Annotated in this window: 2 protein-coding genes; both read left to right on the top strand. The window is 68.4% G+C overall.

Features of this window, described 5'->3' with window-relative positions; all coding sequences use genetic code 11:
- The coding region (locus tag EOA33_RS30270; RefSeq protein ID WP_145989355.1) for an SEL1-like repeat protein at positions 1 to 2,552 on the top strand (2,552 nt) is incomplete at its 5' end.
- Between the two features lie 192 nt (positions 2,553 to 2,744).
- Positions 2,745 to 2,979 (top strand): TSUP family transporter (locus EOA33_RS30275; RefSeq protein ID WP_145989356.1); only part of this gene is annotated, 235 nt, incomplete at its 3' end.

Raw genomic sequence — 2,979 nt, forward strand, 5'->3', positions numbered from 1 at the left:
CCCGCTTCACCGCGCTCGCCAAGCGCCTGGAGACGCGGGTCCCCGATCCCGCCAACGAAGCGGCGATCCGTGGCCTGGAAAGCCGGCTGGAAGACATATCAAGCCGGCTTGAAACATCGGCCGCTCAGGTCGCCGGCATCGACCCGGCGCTGATCCGCAGCCTGGAGGCGCAGGTCGCCGGGCTTTCGGCGCATCTCACCAGGCCCGGCACGCCGCTGCCGGAATTCGAGGACATCAGCCCGCGCCTCAACGAGATCGAGAAGTCGCTGGCCGGAACACGCGATACCATCCTCAGCGCGGCGCGCGAGGCGGCCGAGAGCGCGGTGCGTTCGATGGCCGATACGAGCGCCAATACAGCGGCGGTCAGCGGCCTTGCGCAGGACCTGAAGACGCTCGAAGCCCTGACGCGCCGTTCCGACGAACGCAATTCGCGCACCTTCGAGGCCATCCACGACACGCTGCTCAAGATCGTCGACCGGCTGGGTTCGCTGGAGACCAGCGAGCCTGTGGAAGCCGTCAGCGAACTCATCGACCCGCAGCCGGCGAGTAAGCGCGGGAGCCGCGGCTCCAAGATAGCGGTGCAGGATGCGCCGTCGATGGATATCGACCAGCCGCTGCCGCTGGCCGCGGACATCGCCGATCTCGACACCCGTGCCGCCGCCATCCTGCGCAACGAACCGGTTGCGCGCGACGAGCCGGCGCCACGTTCGCCGGCTGAAGCGGCGGCGGCCGCCGCCATGGCGGCGCTCGGTTCGGACACGATCGCCGAAAAGGGCGAGAAGGCCGGCAAGAAGTCGATGTTCGGCGGACTGGCGCGCGCCTTCAGGGGCAAGAAGCAGGCGGATACGCCGCCGCTCGCCGGTTCGGCGCCTGAGGTCGACGCCCCAAGCGTCGACATCGACCAGCCGCTCGACCCGAAACTTGCCAACCGGCCGCTGGAGCCAGGCTCGGGCGCACCAGACCTCAGCGCCATCATGAAGCGCGTGCGCGACGAGCGTAGCCCGCCCGTCAAGCGCAGCGAGAGCGACGCGGCCAAGTCCGACTTCATCGCCGCCGCAAGGCGCGCAGCGCAAGCCGCCGCCGCCGAGGCCGACGCGCTGAAGCGCCAGTCGACGATGGGCGGCCCGGTCAAGGCGCTCAGGATCGGCGATCTGCTCAAGGCGCGGCGCAAGCCGATCCTGATGGCGGCGGCCGCGATCATGCTAGCGCTTGCCGGCCTGCAGCTTGGCAAGGCCTTCTTCTCCGATCCGGCCCCGGTTGCCAGCAACGACGCCGCGCCGGTCATCGCCGCCCAGCCGGTGGAGACGGCCTCGCTCAACGCCCCGGCCGAACCGAAGACCATTGCCGAGCCAAAGGCGGCTTCCGCGGCGCAGGAGACGCCGACCCGTGCCGTGCGGCAAGCGGAACCGGTCAGGGACGCGGCGCCCGCGCAGACCGCGGCCGTGCCGCCGACGGACGCCGATATGGTGAAGCAGGCGGCGCCCGCCGCCACTGAGCCGGCACCAACGCCCATGGCTTCGGCCGCGCCTGCTGCGACGGCGCCGGATGTCACCGCTGCAGCGCCCGCGGCGCCAGCAACGGACGCGGATGCCGACGCCGAGCCGATGGCCACGGCGCCGACCGCCGCGCCGACGGTGCCCGCCACCACCGGCGCGGTTCCGCCCGCCGGCGCCGCGCCTGAGGCAGCGGCGGCGACATATAACATCCCGGCTGACGCAGGTCCGCAGGCCCTGCGCGACGCGGCGGCCGGCGGTGACGCCAAGGCGCTGTTCGAGGTCGGCTCGCGCTATGCAGAATCGCGCGGCGTCAAGGAGGACATGAAGGCGGCGGCCAAGTGGTACGAGAAGGCCGCCGAGCTCGGCCTCGCGCCGGCCGAATACCGCATCGGCAATTTCTACGAGAAGGGGATCGGCGTCGCCCGCGACATCAAGAAGGCCAAGACCTACTACCAGCTCGCCGCCGAGCAGGGCAACGCCAGCGCCATGCACAATCTCGCCGTGCTGTTCGCCATGGCGGCGGACGGCGTGACCGACAATGAGTCGGCGGCACACTGGTTCCAGGCCGCGGCCGACCGCGGCGTCAAGGACAGCCAGTTCAATCTCGGCATCCTGGCGGCCAAGGGCGTCGGCATGAAGCAAAACCTGGAGGAATCCTACAAATGGTTCGCGCTCGTCGCCAAGACCGGCGACAAGGACGCTGCGTCCAAGCGCGACGAGATCGCCAATGCGTTGCGTCCGGAGCAGTTGGAGCGGGCGCGCGCCGCTGCCGAGCTGTGGAAGGCAAAGCCGATCGACCAGGCAGCCAACTCCGTCGACATCCCCGAATCCTGGCAGGAGGGGACGCCGCAGACGACCGCCAGCATCGACATGAAGAAGGCGGTCAAGAACATCCAGCTGATCCTCAACAAGAACGGCTATGAAGCCGGCGGCGCCGACGGCGTGATGGGCGACAAGACCAAGACCGCGATCATGGCCTTCCAGACCGACAACAAGATGAAACCGACCGGCGAGGTCGATGAACAACTGGTCAAGGCGCTGCTGGCGCGCAAATAACGGCAGAGGCGTCGCTTCCGCGATGTCCTTGCCACACATTTGCCTGTTAACTGATTGAGATGTTTTTTGTTTCGACGCGGCGGCGGGGTTTGGTCCCCGCCGCCGCGTCGGCGCAAGAAAAAATTGGCTTTTCGGTGCGAGACTGCACGCTGCGGCTGCATCGCCGACAGGCAAACTGATCGAGACTGACGGGTGGGCATCTATCTCCCGATCGCGGAAATTTCCGTCAACGTCTTCGTGCTGCTGGCCATGGGGGCGGCGGTTGGTTTCCTGTCGGGCATGTTCGGGGTAGGCGGCGGCTTCCTCATCACGCCGCTGCTGATCTTCTACAACATCCCGCCGGCCATCGCGGTCGCCACCGGCGCCAACCAGGTCATTGCCTCTTCCTTTTCCGGCGCGCTGTCGCACATGAAGCGCAGCACGCCGC

The organism is Mesorhizobium sp. M4A.F.Ca.ET.050.02.1.1 (assembly GCF_003997725.1).
GTDB lineage: Bacteria > Pseudomonadota > Alphaproteobacteria > Rhizobiales > Rhizobiaceae > Mesorhizobium.